Annotated in this window: 12 protein-coding genes; 7 read left to right on the top strand and 5 right to left on the bottom strand. The window is 63.8% G+C overall.

Going from position 1 to position 14705, the window contains the following annotated elements; all coding sequences use genetic code 11:
- Window positions 1-8: 8 nt before the first annotated feature.
- A complete protein-coding gene (locus BJ122_RS14495) occupies window positions 9-614 on the top strand; it encodes a hypothetical protein (protein ID WP_110781868.1) in 606 nt (201 codons plus the stop codon).
- A gap of 9 nt (window positions 615-623) precedes the next feature.
- Here BJ122_RS14495 and BJ122_RS14490 read toward each other — a convergent pair whose 3' ends face one another.
- A complete protein-coding gene (locus BJ122_RS14490; protein WP_110781867.1) occupies window positions 624-1052 on the bottom strand; it encodes a universal stress protein in 429 nt (142 codons plus the stop codon).
- A gap of 102 nt (window positions 1053-1154) precedes the next feature.
- Window positions 1155-1685 carry a SixA phosphatase family protein gene (locus BJ122_RS14485; protein ID WP_110781865.1) on the bottom strand — a complete coding sequence of 177 codons (531 nt, stop codon included), beginning with the start codon at window positions 1683-1685 and terminating at the stop codon, window positions 1155-1157.
- Between the two features lie 111 nt (window positions 1686-1796).
- Here BJ122_RS14485 and BJ122_RS14480 point away from each other — a divergent pair, with 111 nt between their 5' ends.
- Window positions 1797-3236, top strand: coding sequence for an NAD(P)/FAD-dependent oxidoreductase (locus tag BJ122_RS14480; protein WP_110781864.1), 1440 nt, complete (start codon window positions 1797-1799; stop codon window positions 3234-3236).
- A gap of 112 nt (window positions 3237-3348) precedes the next feature.
- On the top strand, window positions 3349-3846 hold the full coding sequence (gene msrB, locus BJ122_RS14475; protein WP_110781862.1) for a peptide-methionine (R)-S-oxide reductase MsrB: 498 nt from the start codon (window positions 3349-3351) through the stop codon (window positions 3844-3846).
- Between the two features lie 57 nt (window positions 3847-3903).
- Here msrB and BJ122_RS14470 read toward each other — a convergent pair whose 3' ends face one another.
- From BJ122_RS14470 to BJ122_RS14460, 3 genes are all read right to left on the bottom strand, one after another.
- Complete coding sequence (locus BJ122_RS14470) at window positions 3904-5583, bottom strand: methyl-accepting chemotaxis protein (RefSeq protein ID WP_110781861.1); 1680 nt, start codon at window positions 5581-5583, stop codon at window positions 3904-3906.
- A complete protein-coding gene (locus BJ122_RS14465) occupies window positions 5558-6076 on the bottom strand; it encodes a PAS domain-containing protein (RefSeq protein ID WP_110781859.1) in 519 nt (172 codons plus the stop codon). The genes BJ122_RS14470 and BJ122_RS14465 overlap by 26 nt, the downstream gene beginning before the upstream one ends.
- 532 nt (window positions 6077-6608) lie before the next feature.
- Window positions 6609-6896, bottom strand: a complete 288-nt coding sequence (locus tag BJ122_RS14460) for a hypothetical protein (RefSeq protein WP_110781857.1) — start codon at window positions 6894-6896, stop codon at window positions 6609-6611.
- A 342-nt stretch (window positions 6897-7238) separates the two neighbouring features.
- On the opposite strand from BJ122_RS14460, the gene BJ122_RS14455 reads away from it, so the two are divergent.
- The 4 genes from BJ122_RS14455 to BJ122_RS14440 form a co-directional block, all read left to right on the top strand.
- A complete protein-coding gene (locus BJ122_RS14455; protein ID WP_110781856.1) occupies window positions 7239-9038 on the top strand; it encodes a flagellar hook protein FlgE in 1800 nt (599 codons plus the stop codon).
- A 37-nt stretch (window positions 9039-9075) separates the two neighbouring features.
- On the top strand, window positions 9076-10950 hold the full coding sequence (gene flgK / locus BJ122_RS14450) for a flagellar hook-associated protein FlgK (RefSeq protein WP_110781854.1): 1875 nt from the start codon (window positions 9076-9078) through the stop codon (window positions 10948-10950).
- A 7-nt stretch (window positions 10951-10957) separates the two neighbouring features.
- Window positions 10958-12565 (top strand): flagellar biosynthesis protein FlgL, encoded by a 1608-nt coding sequence (locus BJ122_RS14445; RefSeq protein WP_110781852.1) that lies wholly within the window; start codon window positions 10958-10960, stop codon window positions 12563-12565.
- Between the two features lie 326 nt (window positions 12566-12891).
- Window positions 12892-14705, top strand: a 1814-nt coding sequence (locus tag BJ122_RS14440) for a DUF1522 domain-containing protein (RefSeq protein ID WP_110781851.1), incomplete at its 3' end; no start/stop codon positions are given.

Here is a 14705-nt window from a genome sequence, read left to right as displayed (position 1 = left end):
GAAATCCGATGACCGCCGATAAGCCCGAACTCGACGCCCCGCTCGAAGCCGAGGCCGGTGTGCATTACGGTTATCGCGCCTCGCTGATCGGCGGCGCGCGCCGCTTCGACCTGATGGAACAGGGGCTGTCCTGGCAGATCGGCGCCCGTAGCGGCATCTGGCCCTATGGCTCGATCGCGTCGGTGCGGCTCAGCTTTCGGCCGGTGTCGATGCAGTCGCGGCGTTTTCGGGCCGATCTGCGCACCTTGGACGGCCAGCGTCTCACCATCCTGTCGACCTCCTGGCAGACCGTGACGCTGATGGCGCCGCAGGATGAGGCCTATCGCGCGTTCATGGTGGCCTTGCATCAGCGCTTGAAGGCGGCCGGCAGCCAGGCCGAATTGACCGGCGGCTTGTCGGCGCTCGGCTATAACGGCGCCTTGGTGGTGCTGGCGCTGCTGGCGGTCGCCATGACCGCGCTGCTGGCGCGCGCGGTCGCGGTCGGCGAATGGCCGGGCGTGCTGTTCATCCTCGGCTTTGCCGCGCTGTTCGGCTGGCAGATCGGCGGCTTCATCCGCCGCAACAAGCCGCGCCGCTATTCGTTCGACGCCCTGCCTGCGGATCTGCTGCCGTAGCCGGCGGCGTCAGTGCCGCACCACCAGCACCGAGCAGGTGGCATAGCGCACCACATGGCCGGCATTGGAGCCGAGGAAATAGGTGCGCATCGCCGGCCGGTGCGAGGTCATCACGATCAGGTCGGCGCCGATCGCCGCGGCTTCTTCCAGAATCTCGTGATAAATGCCGCCGCCCTGCCGCACCGCGGTCGACAGCCGCGCGGCATCGATGCCGGACTCCTTGGCGATCGCTTCCATCGCCTGCGCCGCGGCCTCGTGCTGCTGGGCGTCGAAATCCGCAGGCACATATTCGGCCAGCATCACCGGCGTCAGTTGCAGCACATTGAGCAGCCGCACCTTGGCGTCATAGCAGGACGCCAGCGATGCCGCGGTCGCGAGCGCCGGCTTGATCAGTTCGGTATCGGACAGATCGATCGGGACCAGGATGGATTTATACATCGTCGCCGCCTCCGCACGGCAGCGGCCCCGCTGATGCGATGTGCGGCGCAGCGCTGCACAGCAAGGCTAGCACAACAATCGCGGGAGGACGTATGGCGGCGCTCAGGCGCCGGCTGACTTCAACAGTTTCGGGCTGGTGAAATGTTCAAGCAAGCCCTCGCCAAAACCGACCTGGCTCCAATCGTCGGTCGGAAAATCGATCACGAACAGACCCGCGGTCGGCATGCTGCCCGGCAGCGGCCGTGACCGGTTTGGATGATGGCCGGTCAGCGCCAGCGCCAGCTCATGCAGGCCGGGATTATGAGCGACCACCAGCAGCCGCTTGGCATCGTCGGACATGCCGCGGATCAGCTGCAGCATCGTCATCGGCCCGGCACAATATAGCTCCGGCACGTTGCTGACATTGGGCGCGGCCTCGGCCGGGATCTGTTCGCCGACAATTGCCCAGGTCTGCTGGGCACGGGTGGCGCTCGACACCAGCACGGTATCGGGCACCAGATCATTGTCGGTCAGCCAGCAGCCAATGGTGGCGGCATCGTTGCGGCCGCGGTCGTCGAGACGGCGATCCTGGTCCTTGCCGGTCGGCGCCTCGGGTTCGGTCTTGGCGTGTCGCAGCAGGATCAGTCGGCGCATGGGGATCTCAGGACGGCCTCGGGGACGAAAGGGCTACTTGCCCTGCGGATTAATGGAGAACGGCTGGCACGACAAGGTGACAAGTCCTCGCGGCCTTCGTAAGACGGCGTAATGACCAGCGATATCGACAGCACTGTCGGCGAAAACGGCGGTCCGGCCGTGGCGGAGGCCCCGGAATGGCCGCAGTTGCGACTCGATCGTGACGTCGATGTCTGCGTGGTCGGCGCCGGTTTGGCGGGGCTGACCGTCGCTTATGAACTGGCGCGGGGCGGGCTCAGCGTAGCGGTATTGGAAGCCCGGCAGATCGGCTGGAGCGCGTCCGGTCATATGCTTGGAACCGTGCGTCCCGGCTACGGCGTGCCGCTGGCCGATCTGATCGATCGCATCGGCCTGCACCACACCAAAGATCTGTGGGTTCTTTCGAGCTACGGCGCCGATTATGTGCGCGCGATCGCCGAGCAGATCCCGGATCTTGCGATCAGCGAGGGGGCGCTTGAAGTTTCCACCATCGAAAGCGGCGACCAGCTGATCGAACGGCTGACATTGCTCGGCAATGAATTCGGCACTCCGGTCGAAGGCTGGCAGATCGAACAGGTGCGCGAGGCGCTTGTCACCGATCGCTATTTCCATGGCGTGTATTATCCCGGCGCGTTCCAGCTGGACGGCCGCCGCTATCTGCATGGCCTCGCGGCGCTCGCTGCTAAAGCCGGTGCCCGGATCTATGAGGGCACGGAGGTGGTCAGCATCGATCCGGACGGCATTCGCAAGCGGATCGTGACGCCGCAGGCGCGGCTGCGCGCCTCGCATATCGTGCTGGCCGGTAATGTTCATCTCGGCGCGCCGCATCAGCGGCTCACCGACACGCTGCTGCCGGTGTGGCGCTATGCCGGCGTGACCGCGCCGCTCGGCGAGCGGCTGGCGGAGGCGATTTCGTTCACCGGCTCGGTGGCCGACAGCCACGGCATCGACCATTTCCGGGTGGTGCAGGGCGACCGGCTGGTCTGGTCGAGCCCGGAGACCACTTTTGCGATGGCGCCGGAACGCATGGCGAAATCGATCGCGCGCCGGGTCCGCACCGTGTTTCCCCAGCTCGGCGAGGTGACGATCGAACGCTGCGGCTGCGGCGTGATCGGCCAGACCGTGCATGGCATGCCGCAGATCGGCCAGATGCAGCATGGGCTGTGGGTGGCGAGCGGTTTTGGCCGCCAGGGGCTGAACAGCTCGGCGCTGGCCGGCAAGCTGATCGCGCAGGCGATCCTGACCGGCGACGACCGCTGGAGATTGTTTGCGCCGTTCGAACTGGTGTGGGTCGGCGGCAATATCGGCCGGGTGGCCGGCCAGGCCATCAGCTGGGCGACGCGCGGCCATGCTGCGGCTCAGGGCGCGCTGGCCCGCTATCACGAGCGGGCGCGGGCGCGGCTGCTCGCCCGGGAGGAGCGGCGCGAGGCGGCGCTGGCGATGCGCAACGCGCCGCCGGCTGAACAGCCGCCCGAGCAGCCGGACGGCGCGGGCGCCCCGGCTCGCGATAATGTGAGCCCACCGCCGCCGTAAAGTGGCAACCCGATGCTTAGCGAAACGTAACTGCGCCAGGACGCGCGTTCGCCGCGCCGCGTGCGCGGATGCCTCGCCGCGGGATGGCTGCGCTCAGCAAGGGAGATTGCTCATGAACCGCCGCACGATGCTCGCCGCTGCCGGATCGATGGCCGCGCTGCTCGGGCTGCCCTGGCTACGCGGCGATGCGGCGCGTGCCGCCGAACGCTTCGAGATCGAGAAGACGCCCGAGCAATGGAAGCAGCAGCTCACCCCGATGCAGTATTACATCCTGCGCGAGGAGGGCACCGAGCGGCCGTTCTCCAGTCCGCTGCTGAAAGAGAAGCGCAAGGGCACGTTCGCTTGCGCGGGCTGCGAGCTGCCGCTGTTTTCATCCGACACCAAATATGACAGCGGCACCGGCTGGCCGAGTTTCTGGCAGCCGCTCCCGAACGCGATCGGCGAGCGGCGCGACTCAACGCTCGGCATGGTGCGCACGGAAGTGCACTGCCGGCGCTGCGGCGGTCATCTCGGGCATGTGTTCGATGATGGCCCGAAGCCGACCGGGCTGCGCTATTGCATCGACGGCTTTGGGCTCACCTTCCAGCCCGCATCGCCGAACGCGACCTGACCCGCGCAATCTTCCCTCGCCAAAAGGGGAGGGAAGATTGCTAAGCGCTCGTGGTGGTCAGGCGGCTTTCTTCTGCCGCTGCTGCGCGGCGATCAGCAGATCGAGGCATTCCAGAACCTGCCGTGAGGCATCTTCAACGCGCTCGATGTATTTGAGCGCTTCGTCGTAACGGCCCTGATTGAAGCAGTTCACCGCCTCGATGCCGTTCTGGTGCACGGCATGGTGCGGCGCTGCCAGCGCCTGGAATTCCGGCAGATGACGCAGATGCTCGACGTCCGGTCCGTGGTACCACTTTCCGAGCCGGCAAGTGGTGTCGTTCGCCAATTCGTCGGTCGATAGTTTGAGATCACCGGCCACCATGTCGAGCAGCCGCTTCTTCCACAGCACATGGTCCGACTTGGCCAGCAGAAGCACCTTGTCGGGAATGTCGCGCTCGGACAGCAGTTTGAGCAGCGATCCCATTTCCTCTTCGACGCCGTGTAGCGCCTTGGAGCTTTCATGGACCGCGTTGGCATTGCTGTCGGCGCGTTCGGCGATGTTCTGAACGCCTTCGGAAATCTGATTGGCCGCGGCTGATTGCTCCGACAGCACGTGTGAGATTTCCTCGATTCTAACCGTGGTATTCGAGACCTGGGTGGTGACGTCGCCGATCCGCTCGCCCATGGTCTCCATCGCCTTGCGGCCCTTGGCGATCGACCGCGTGCCGTGGGTCATGGTGTCGACGATGCCGGCCATCTCCTGGCGCAGCGTGGTGACGCGCTGATTGATGTCGGTGGCGGCTGCCGCGGTCTGCTGCGACAATTGCTTGACCTCCTGCGCCACCACCGCGAAGCCGCGCCCAGCCTCGCCGGCGCGCGCGGCTTCGATCGTGGCGTTGAGCGCCAGCAGGTTGGTTTGCGCGGCAATGCGCTCGATCGATTCCAGGATTTCGCCGATCGCTTCCGAGGAGGCCGCAAGGCTGGAGACACGTTCGGCGGCATCGGCAACCGACGCTTCGATCTGGCCAAATTCCGCCATCGCCTCGCCGACGATGCGCCGCGCGTCCTCACTGATGCTCTTGGCGTTTTCGGAAAGCCGGGCCGCCTCGTTGCCGCTGGCGCTGATGGTGCGGAAACCGGCGACCATCTGCTCGGTCGCGGCCGCCATGCCCTGTGACTCGCTGCGCGCGCTGCGAATGCCGCCAACGATGCGGGTGTTGGCGATCGCGCCTTCATTGACGGTTATGGTGACGGTCACCGCCTCGCGCAGCATGCGCGCCTCGAACGCCGCCAGTCGGCGCACGTTCTCTTCCATCTGCGTGAGCGTGCTGTTCACTTCATTGGCGAAGCGCGCGAAATCGCCGCGAAAGCCGCGCGGCATGATCTTTCGGTAAAAACGCCCGGATGCTGCGGCTTTCATCGCCGCCTCGGTTTCCTTGGCGAAACCCTCGACCTGATCGAGCACGCGGTTGATGTTCTCCAGCATCTTGCCGACGCTGCCATGGCCGCGGATGCCGATGATACGCGCCTTCAGATTGCCGCTCGCCGCTTGCTCGAGCGCGGCCATGGCCTTGTTGATGCTCTTGGTGGCGCGCAAGAGCCACCAGGCGCACACCGCCGACATCAAGGCGCCGCAGCCGGCGAGCGAGGCCGCGATCTGCGCGTTCTGCGCGGCATTCCATCCGGCGGCTGCGATCGAGAAGCCGGTCGCCAGCACCGATACGGTCAGCGCTTTAGAGACCGAGGACGAATTGATCATAGGTCACGCCTTTGGATGCCAGAAGTTGCTGCAACTGCTCGGTGGCGGCTTTCAGCCCGGCCTTACGGTCGGCATGCCGGGCTTCTTCCTTGAGCAGACCGGCATAGATCGGCTCGATCGCCTTGATGGCCTTCGGCGTGACGGAGCGCCGGAACGAGTTGTAGCCGGTAATCTTGCCGGCATCGTCAAAGTCGGGGGTGACGTGCGCCAGCACCCAGTAGTAATCGCCGTTCCTGGTGTGGTTCTTCACGTAGGCAAAAATCTCATTGCCACCGGCAATGGTGTCCCACAGCAGCTTGAAGATGCTGCGCGGCATGTCCGAGTGCCGAATGATATTGTGCGGCTTGCCAATCAGTTCGTGCTCGCTGTAGCCGGAGATCAGCTTGAAAACATCGTTGCAGTAGGTGATGCGACCTTTCAGGTCGGTCTTGCTGACGATGATCTCGTTTTCCGCAAGCTTTCTTTCGATGCCGGTGAGCGAGGGGTGCTGCATGGTCGATCCTTCGGGGTACATTCGCGCAACGCTAAGCGGCCACCCTGAAAAATCGATGAACTAATTATTCGTGTGGCATTTGTTCTGTCAGGCGAACAACACGCCTCGCGATCAAGGTGGATGCTGATCGTGTGATTAGTTGTAATTTCCTCGTAGATCTCCGAGGGGAATTAGTTGCCGTGGACTGAGCGTGAGGCGGCGCCGGCAAGATTGGCGCGCAGCCGTCGTGCTGCAAAGCGTGGTCAAGGTGCGTTCACAAGGCGAACTGCAAGGCCCGCTTGCAAGACATGCCTGTAAGACACGCTTGTAAGCCGCGCCGGTCTGGCTGGGCTGAAAGGGATAGTTGGGAGAAGGGCGGCTGCGCTGATGCGGCTGTCAGCGTGCGTTGGCGCGGAGCGAGCCAGGATGCGGCGGCGTTGCCAGCGGCATCGCAAGAGGCGCCAATCATTCTCAGCGCCACTCGCGGCGGCGCTGGACTCAAAGGCGGGAAATGATCGGGGTGCTAGTCAGGAAGTTGCAGGGCAGGTGGGGTTCAGGCCAGGGCCGGCGAACCTGCAAGTGATTGCCATTTCTTGGTGGCGTGAATCGCTTCCGGCCACAACTCCTCGGCCGGCTGGCCGCGATGCAGCGCCTTGGCGTATTCGCAGATCGCCATGAAAGCAGTGGAGCGCGCCTCTTCGACCTCGAACGGCTGCTCGCTGCCGTCGCCATTGACCAGTCCGATCAGCTTTTTCAGCAGAGGCACCGCCGCCTGCGGCTCGGCAGATTCCGCCTGGCGCAGGGTGTTGAGGACGTGTTGTGCGATCTCGAACTCGCTCATTCATTCCGCTCCGGCTCGACGTGATGCCTGATCTCACGGTTTGCCGCGCAATGGTCTGATCTCAGTCAAAATACGAGGGCGAGGGCGATCACATCGCCGCGAGCTGCCCTTGGCTGCGGGTCCGCGGCACCAGGTCGGGGGCGCCGCCGTAGCGTGCCGCCCGGCAATTCTTACCCGCGCGCGGCAAGAATCCCCCGGGTCAAGACGCCTCCCTGAATCATTAAGTCGTTGAAATACCTGTAATAGTCCTGTTGGCACGGGGCTTGCGAGGGGAAGGTCCGATGCGGCCACCATGCGTCTGGAACCGGCGGGCCGCCCGGGAACGAAGTTGGAGACGATGTAATGGGTATCTTCGGCGCTCTCACCACCTCGGTCGCGGGCCTCAGAGCGAATTCCTACGCGCTGGAAAATATCTCCGGCAACATCGCCAATTCGCAGACCACCGGCTTCAAGCGCATCGACACCTCGTTCCTCGACCTGATCCCGCCGTCCGGCAACGATACCCAGCTGGCCGGTTCGGTGACCGCGAAGTCGCGCTCCACCAACACCTTGCAGGGCTCGGTGCAGGCGGCCGCGGTGTCGACCTATATGGCGATCAACGGCGACGGCTTCTTCACGGTGCAGAAGCCCGGCTCGTTCTCGGACAACAATCCGATCTTCGCCGGCGTCAATAATTACACGCGGCGCGGCGACTTCGCGCTCGACAAGAACGGTTATCTGGTCAACGGCGCCGGCTATTATCTGCAAGGCGTGCCGATCGATCGGACCACCGGCAACCCGTCGGGCGGCACCCCGGAAATTCTGAAATTCCAGAACGACTTTCTGCCCTCGCAGCAGACCACCAAGATCAGCTACCGCGCCAACCTCGCCAGCTACCCGCTGACCGTCAAGCATGACAAGTCGGTGCCCGGCTCGGAACTGTTGCGGCCGGCCGATTTCGGCACCAACCCGCAGATCGTCGGCACCCAGCCGCCGCCATTCGGCGACAATACCAAGACTGGCCTGCAGACCAACAACAAGAACGGCGTAGCGATGACCGGCGGGACGCTGATGAGCGGTGCGTCAAACACGGACTCGCTGATCGTGAATTTCGCGGTTGGCGACACCATTGTCGTCAACGGCACCACGCTGACCGTCACCGCTTCCGGCGGCACCAACGACGCCACCCATATCCCGGTGGACAGCTCGCTGACCGCGCTGCTCGGCAAGATCGACGCGCTGTCCGGCAACACCGGCACTCCCTCGACTGTAACGGGGGGCGCCGTGGTGCTGCACACCGGCACTACCAACGATCTGTCGATCACCTCGACCAGTTCCGGCTTCGCCGCGCTCGGCCTCACCAGCCCGGTGACCGTCAAGCGCACCGGCGGCGGCACGGTCGGCACCGGCACCGTGGTCGGCAACGACGTCAAGACCTTCCTGGACGAGTCGATCTCCGGCGGCGCCACCACCGCTTACGACGGCAACGGTGCGCCTGTGAACGTTCAGTTCCGCTGGGCCAAGATGGACTCGGCCTCGCTCGGCACTGGCCATTCCGATGTCTGGAACCTGTTCTATCAGACCAACCCCAACGCCACCGGCAGCCAGGTGGCCTGGACCAATGTCGGCACCAATTTCACCTTCAATTCATCGGGCGAGATGAACCCGGTGATCGGCCAGATCACTTTGACCAATCTCACCGTTGGCGGCGTCTCGCTCGGCAATGTGGCGATGTCGTTCGGCACCGGCGGCCTCACCCAGTTCGCCGACAGCAATGGTAATGCGCAGGTCAACCAGCTCGAGCAGGACGGCTATGCCGCCGGTCAGTTGGTCAGTGTTTCGGTCAGCAATGAGGGCCGGGTGGTCGGCGCCTATTCCAACGGCCGTAACATCGCTCTCGCCGAAGTCAGCGTCGCCACTTTCAACGGCGCCAACTTCCTGAAGCGTATCGATGGCGGCGCGTTCGAGATCACCAACGAATCCGGCCCGGCGCTATACGGCAAGGGCGGCAGCATCTCGGGCGCTTCGCTGGAAGCATCCAACACCGACATCGCCGATGAGTTCACCAAGCTGATCGTTACGCAGCAAGCCTATTCGGCGAACACCAAGGTGATCACCACCGCCAATACCATGGTTCAGGATCTGCTGAATGTGATGCGGTAAGCCGCCACACTGCAGTCACTGTTGAAGGTAGCTAGTCATGAGTCTCGGTGACGCACTGTCCATCGCAATGTCCGGGCTTCGCGCCAATCAGGCGTCGATGTCGGTGGTCTCGTCGAACGTCGCCAATGCGGAGACGCCCGGCTACATCCGCAAAACAGTCGATCAGGTCGCCATCAACACCGGATCGACGGGCACCAGCGTCAACGTCGCGGGCATCAATCGCCAGCTCGACGAGTACATCCAGGCGCAGCTGCGGCTGGAAACCTCGGGGGCGTCCTATGCGTCGCTGAAGTCGGACTTCCTGCAGCAATTGCAGGGCATCTATGGCAATCCGGCCTCGAGCGGCACGCTGGAAGACACCTTCAATGCGCTGACCAGCGCGGTGCAGGCGCTTTCGACTTCGCCGGACAGCCAGTCGGCCCGGATTGGTGTCATCAATGCTGCCCAGGCGTTTGCCGGCCAGCTCAATTCGATGTCGAATGCCATTCAGGGGCTGCGCGGCGCCGCGGAAACCGGCATTGCTGACACGGTCAACACTGCCAATAATTTGATGCGGCAGATCGCCGAGATTAACAATCAGCTGCGCACCAATCCGCTCGGTGGCACCTCGACTGACTCCGCGACCGCATCGCTGCTCGATCAGCGCGACAGGTACATCACCCAGCTGTCGCAGATGATGGACATCCGCGTCACCTTCAACGGCATGAACCAGGCGACGGTGTTCACCGGCTCGGGCGTGCAGCTGGTCGGCAATGAGGCCGCGACCCTGACCTTCAATGCGCAGGGCACGGTGACGCCCAGCACCCTGTGGGACCCGCAGCAGAACGTGTTCACGCTCGGCTCGCTGAGGGTGGGTTATGCCAACGGCGGCTCGATCGATATCACCTCGCAGGTCAAGTCCGGCGAGATCGCCGCCTATCTGGAAGTGCGCGACAAGCTGATGGTGGAGGCGCAAAACCAGCTCGACGAGCTGGCGGCCTCGACCTCCAAGGCACTGGCCGACAAGACCACGGCCGGCACGGTGATCACGCCGGCGCCGGCGCCGCAGGCGGGCTTCAATCTCGATGCCTCGAATCTGAAAAACGGCAACGTGATGCGCGTCACCGTCACCGACGTGTTGACCGGTACCCAGCGCCACATTTCGATCGTGCGCGTCGACGATGTCTCGGTGCTGCCGCTGCCGAATTCGACTACCAATGATCCGAACGACACCGTGGTCGGCATCGATTTCTCGACACCCGGCACGGTGATCGCGCAGCTCAATGCCGCGCTCAATCCGTATAACGTGATCTTCACCGGCTCGGCGACCAGCATCAATGTGCTGAACAATGCCGGCTTCTCGACCATCAGCGCGGCGTCGGTCACCACCACTCAGACCGCGCTGACCGGCAATGGCGTCGAGTTGCCGCTGTTCACCGACAATGGCGCGGCCTACACCGGCTCGATCAGCGCCTCCGGCTGGCAGATCACCGGCCTTGCGCAGCGTCTCACCGTGAACAGTTCGCTGGTGTCCGATCCGTCGCGGCTGGTGGTCTACAACACCTCGCCGACCACGCCGTCAGGCGATAGCACGCGCGTCGACTATCTGAGCCAGCAGCTCAACAAGTCGGTGTTCTACTATTCGCCGAAGACCGGCGTTGGGTCTACGAACGCGCCCTATAAGGGCTCGCTGCTCAGCTATATGCAGCAGTTCACCTCCCAGCAGGGCGCGCAGGCCCAGACCGCCAAGCAGGTCGCCGATGGCCAGACCGTGGTGCTGAACACGCTGCAGAAGAAGTTCGACGCCGCCTCGGGCGTGAATATGGACGAGGAGATGGCCCATCTGCTCGCATTGCAGAATGCCTATTCTGCCAACGCGCGCGTGATGTCCACCATCAACGAAATGTACAGCGTATTGATGCAGGCGATTTGAGGCGATCATGGCGATTGATGGCGTCAGTGGACGGACCTCCTATATCGGCTCCGGCATTCTCAACCTGCGCAGCCAGCTTGAAACGCTGACTGAGCAGCTCGCCACCGGCCGGAAATCGACAACCTACGCTGATCTCGGCGCCGGGCGAAGCCTGACCATCGGCATTCGCGCCCAGCTGTCGAACTACCAAGCCTATGCCGACACCGCGGTCAATGTGAACACCCGCATCAATGTCGCCAATCTGGCGCTGGAGCGGCTCAACGCCATCAACTCGACGGTGAAGGGCGCCGCGGTCAGCGCCGGCTCGACTCTCGACAACACCGGCCAGACCGCCGGGCAGAAGACCGCGCTGCTCAATTTCTACGATACGGTCGACATGCTGAACGCGCAGTCGGGCGATCGTTATCTGTTCGGCGGGCGTTCCACGGACAACCCGCCGGTGGAGGCCGCCGACAAGCTGCTCAATGGCGACGGCGCCGGGGTTGCCGGATTGAAGCAACTGATCAACGAACGGCGCGAGGCCGATGTTGGCGCCGCGCCCAATTGGGGTCGCGTGATCGTCTCGACGCCGGCAAGCGCGACTGCTGTGCAGATCGGCGAGGATTTTGCGGCCAATCCCTACGCGGTGCCGCCGGTCGGCCCCTCGCCATTCGGCCTAAAACTGAGCGCGATCGCCACCACCATCACGGGTGCGGTGATCACCCAGCCGACCGAAACGCCGCCGACCGTGCCGCCGGCGGCGCCCAATCCAGAGGCGATGTCGATCGACCTGGTGGGCGGCAACCCCACCGACGGCCAGAACGTGTCGTTCACCTTCGATCTGCCCGACGGCACCCGGGAAACCATCACGCTGACCGCTTCGACCGCGACGCCAGTGCCGGTCAATGGATTTGCCATCGATCAGGGCGATCCGCTGGCGGTACCGCCGGTGGCGCCTGATCCGGTCAAGACCGCTACCAACATGAAGGCGGCGCTTACTGAAGCGGTGAAGCAACTCGCTAATGGTCCGCTGGCCGCAGCGTCGGCGATCCAGGCCGGCGCCGATCTCTTCAGCCAGCCGCCACTACGTGTTGCCGGCACCGCGCCGTTCACCGCTGCTACCGCGCAGGTTGCCGGCACCGCGAACGACACCGTGATCTGGTACACCGGCGAGAATCCAACCTCGCCGGGCGACACCGCACGCGGCTCGGCGGTGGCCAAGATCGATGACAACATCACCGTGCAGTATGGCGCCCGTGCCAACGAGCAGGCGCTACGCACGCTATTGCAGAACGTTGCGGTGTTTGCAGCGGTGACCACTAACATCACCGACGTCAATGCCAGCGGCAAGATCGCCGGACTCAATCAGCGGCTGGCGCAGAATCTCGCGGTGATCCCCGGCACGCAGACCATCCAGAACATCCAGGCGGACTTTGCCGGGGCTCAAGCGTCGATCAAGACCACCACCGATCGACAGACGCAGAGCAAATCGATCTCGCAGACGCTGCTCGACTCGATCGAGGGCATCAATAACGATGAGGTCGCCACCAAAATTCTGGCGCTGCAGACCGCGTTGCAGGCCTCGTATCAGACCACGTCGCAGCTCTATCAGATGAGCTTGGTTAAGTTCCTTTAACCAATTGCTTGCGATGCGCGTGATGGCGGCCGGCAAGCTCCGGCCGCCATCATCGTTGGCTGCACTATTTCCTTGTCCGATAATATGAATTTCAGTGGGCGCGCCTTGTGGGCGCGGCCGATTGCGCGTCGTTACCGGGCGATTGCGATCATGGTTGTGGGCCGCAATTAGTTCGCTGCGCGAACCTGATCGCGCGATGCGTGGATTTTTTTGAGGCAGTTCGAATTGCCTCTGCGCCTTTTACGGGTTCTTAAAGCCTGAACGGCAGAGTTCCCGGCGCTGGTCAAGAAGACCGGCTTTTATTAGCGACCAGGAAGGTTGTCATCATGTCCGGTATCGTTCTCTCGAATGCCGTCCGTCAGAACCTGTCGTCTCTGCAGGCCACCGCGGACTTGCTCGCCACCACCCAAAGCCGCCTCTCGACCGGCAAGAAGGTGAACACGGCGCTCGATAACCCCACCAACTTCTTCACTGCCGCGTCGCTCGACTCGCGCTCCAGCGACATCAACAACCTCCTGGATGGCATCAGCAATGGCATTCAGATCATTCAGGCTGCCAACACTGGCATCACCTCGCTGACCAAGCTGGTCGACAGCGCCAAGTCGATCGCCAACCAGGCGCTGCAGTCGGTTGCCGGCTACAGCAGCAAGTCCAGCGTCTCCACCACCATCGCCGGCGCCACCTCGGACGATTTGCGCGGCACCTCGACCTACACCAACGGCCTTGCCCAGAGCATCGGCCTGCAGGACGGCCAGGCGACCCCTGGCGTCGTCAGCTCGAGCACGTTGCTCGGCGGTGTTGCCGCCACCAACACGGGCGCGGCGGTCGCTGGTATCACCACCAGTACGGCGCTCAGCGCGCTCGGCTCGAACAAGCCGGTGGCTGGCGACAAGCTGACGGTGAATGGCCACACCATCACCTTCGCTTCCGGCGACGCCCCGGGCGCAGCCACCCTGCCCACCGGCTCGGGCGTCAGCGGTCAGCTGGTCACCGACGGCAAGGGCAACTCCACCGTCTATCTGAACAGCGGTACGGTGGGTGACGTGCTGAAGGCGATCGACGTCGCCAGCGGCGTGCAGAAGGTGTCGATCACCGGCGGTAACGCCACGATCTCCAACAGCTCCGGCACCAACGCGGCGATCAACGGTACTGACCAGATCGTGCTGTCGACCTCGACGGGTTCGGATCTGTCGATCACCGGCAACAACACGTTGCTGTCGGCGTTCGGTTTGAATTCGGGCGCCACCGGCACGGGCACTTTCAAGGCCGATCGCACCGCCAACACCACTGCTGGCGCCGGCGTCAGCCGGACCAACATGATCCAGGCTGGTTCGACCCTCAGCATCAACGGCAAGACCATTACCTTCGCTGACGCTGCGATCCCGGCTGCCGCTGACTATGGCTTCGGCAAGGTCGGTACCAAGAACGTCATCACCGATGGCAATGGTAACTCCACCGTTTATCTGCAAGGTGGCAAGATTGATGACGTGCTCACCGCCATCGATATCGCCAGCGGCGCCCAGACCGCGCCGGTCAGCAACGGCTCCGCGACTCTCGCGGTGACCACGGGCAGTGAAGCCTCCAAGGTGCTGAGCGGCGGTCAGCTGCAGATCAGCTCCGGTCTGTCGGCCGACTTGAACATCACCGGCACCGGCAACGCGCTGTCGGCGCTCGGCCTCGCCGGCAACCAGGGTACCGCAACCAGCTTCTCGGTGGCGCGTACCGCGACTGCCGGCGGCATCACCGGCAAGACCCTGTCGTTCGAGTCGTTCAATGGCGGCAGCGCGGTGACGGTCACCATCGGTGACGGCACCAACGGCACCGTGAAGTCGCTCGCCGACTTGAACTCGAAGCTGTCGGCCAACAATCTGACCGCGTCGATCGACACCACCGGCAAGCTGACGATCTCGGCCTCCAACGACTACGCCTCTTCGACCATCGGTTCGACCGAGTCGGGCGGCAAGATCGGCGGCACCGCGGCGTCGTTGTTCTCGACCCCCACCGCTCCGGTGGCCGACGTTAACGCGCAGACCACCCGCGCCAACCTGGTCACGCAGTACAACAACATCATCGAGCAGATCAAAACCACGGCTCAGGATGCGTCGTTCAACGGCGTCAACCTGCTCGGTGGTGACACGCT

Source organism: Rhodopseudomonas faecalis (assembly GCF_003217325.1).
GTDB classification, from domain to species: Bacteria; Pseudomonadota; Alphaproteobacteria; order Rhizobiales; family Xanthobacteraceae; genus Rhodopseudomonas; species Rhodopseudomonas faecalis.
The sequence above is the reverse complement of the archived record's forward strand: the minus strand, read 5'-3'. Positions and strand labels throughout refer to the sequence as shown.